This is a genomic window from Tranquillimonas alkanivorans (assembly GCF_900115595.1).
Lineage (GTDB): Bacteria > Pseudomonadota > Alphaproteobacteria > Rhodobacterales > Rhodobacteraceae > Tranquillimonas > Tranquillimonas alkanivorans.
In genome coordinates, this window is record NZ_FOXA01000082.1 from 1 (window position 1) to 1,468 (window position 1,468).

Genomic DNA, 1,468 nt, shown 5'->3' on the forward strand with positions numbered 1-1,468 from the left:
CGAGGTCTATGCCGCGGACGACGCGAAGGAGAAGTTCGTCAAGGACTTCGTCGCCGCCTGGACCAAGGTGATGAACGCGGACCGCTTCGACCTGGTGTGATAGGCTGGGCACGGGCGCCGCTGACGACCGCGACCGTGCCCTTCCCACTGGGACTAATCTCAGTCCAGACATAGATGCCGTTGGACCGGTAGTCGACCGTTAAAGTTCCGCCCTTACGATCCGCGTGCCTTCCACCATTGCCCGTAACTTGCCCCGCGCCACGTCGCGCGGCAGGTACTTGAGACCGCAATCGGGCGCGACGACGATCCGGTCTGGATCTGAGTGCTCAAGGCCCCGACGGATACGGGCGGCGACGGTTTCGGCGCTTTCGACCTTGTGGTCCGAAAGGTCCAGTACGCCCAAGATCACCGTCTTGCCGCGGAGGTTCTCCAACACGGAGGTGTCGAGGTTGGACTGGGCCGTTTCAATGCTGACCTGATCGCAGGTGCAGGCCTTCATTTGCGGCAAAAATGAGTAGCCAGCCGGGCGCTCGTGGATGATCGCGGCGTATCCGAAACAGATATGCACGGCCGTAGTCCCGGCGGCGCCTTCGAGAGCGGCGTTCAGCGCCTCCAGCCCGTACTCCTCGGCCGCCTCGGGGCGGGCCTGCATGTAGGGCTCATCGAGCTGAACGATGTTGGCCCCGGCGGCAAAGAGGTCGGCCATCTCTTCCTTCACCGCGGCGGCATAATCCATCGCGGCCTCGGCCGGGCTTCCGTAGAAGTCGTTCTGCGCCTGCTGGGACATCGTGAAGGGCCCGGGGAGGGTGATCTTCACCATCCGCTTGGTGTGCGCCCTGAGGAACTTCAGGTCGTCGACCTCCACCGCATGCTTGCGGCGGATCTTGCCTGTGATGCGCGGGACCGGGTTCGGGTGCCCAGAACGGTCCAAGGCCGTGCCGGGATTGTCGAGATCGACGCCTTCCAGCGCGGTTGCAAAGCGGTTGGAGTAGCTCTCGCGGCGGATCTCACCGTCGGTGATGATGTCGAGGCCCGCCTCCTCCTGCTCCCGGATTGCGACGAGGGTGGCGTCGTTCTGTGCCTCCTCCAAGTGCTCGGGAGGGATCCTCCAGAGCTCTTCCGCACGGGTGCGGGGTGGAAAGCGGCCGGCAAGCTTTTCGCGATCGATGAGCCAATCGGGCTGGCAGTAGCTGCCAACGAGGGAAGTGGGCAGGAGCATGACTTTGTTCCTTGTATGGAATGAAAAGGGCCGCCCCTCGGGGCGGCCCTTCCAGGGAGGAAACTATTGGCGGAACAGGTCGTGCTCCACGCCGGCGGCTTCAAACAAATAGTCGCGGCTGGCCTCGAGATCCTGGCGCAGGCGCTCGACGTCATAGCCCACGAGCTGACCGCCCCACTTCTTCACCTGCCCGGCGACGAAGACGGTATCGACGTTGTTCCGCTCCATCAGCGTGACCACCGCGCCCGG

Annotated in this window: 1 protein-coding gene and 1 pseudogene; both read right to left on the reverse strand. The window is 64.0% G+C overall.

The window, feature by feature from the left end; genetic code table 11:
- Nucleotides 1-199 precede the first annotated feature (199 nt).
- Nucleotides 200-1,219 (reverse strand): uroporphyrinogen decarboxylase family protein, encoded by a 1,020-nt coding sequence (locus BM162_RS22240; protein ID WP_093426040.1) that lies wholly within the window; start codon nucleotides 1,217-1,219, stop codon nucleotides 200-202.
- Between the two features lie 63 nt (nucleotides 1,220-1,282).
- Nucleotides 1,283-1,468 (reverse strand): annotated as a pseudogene (locus tag BM162_RS22245) (amidohydrolase family protein); the annotation flags it as partial.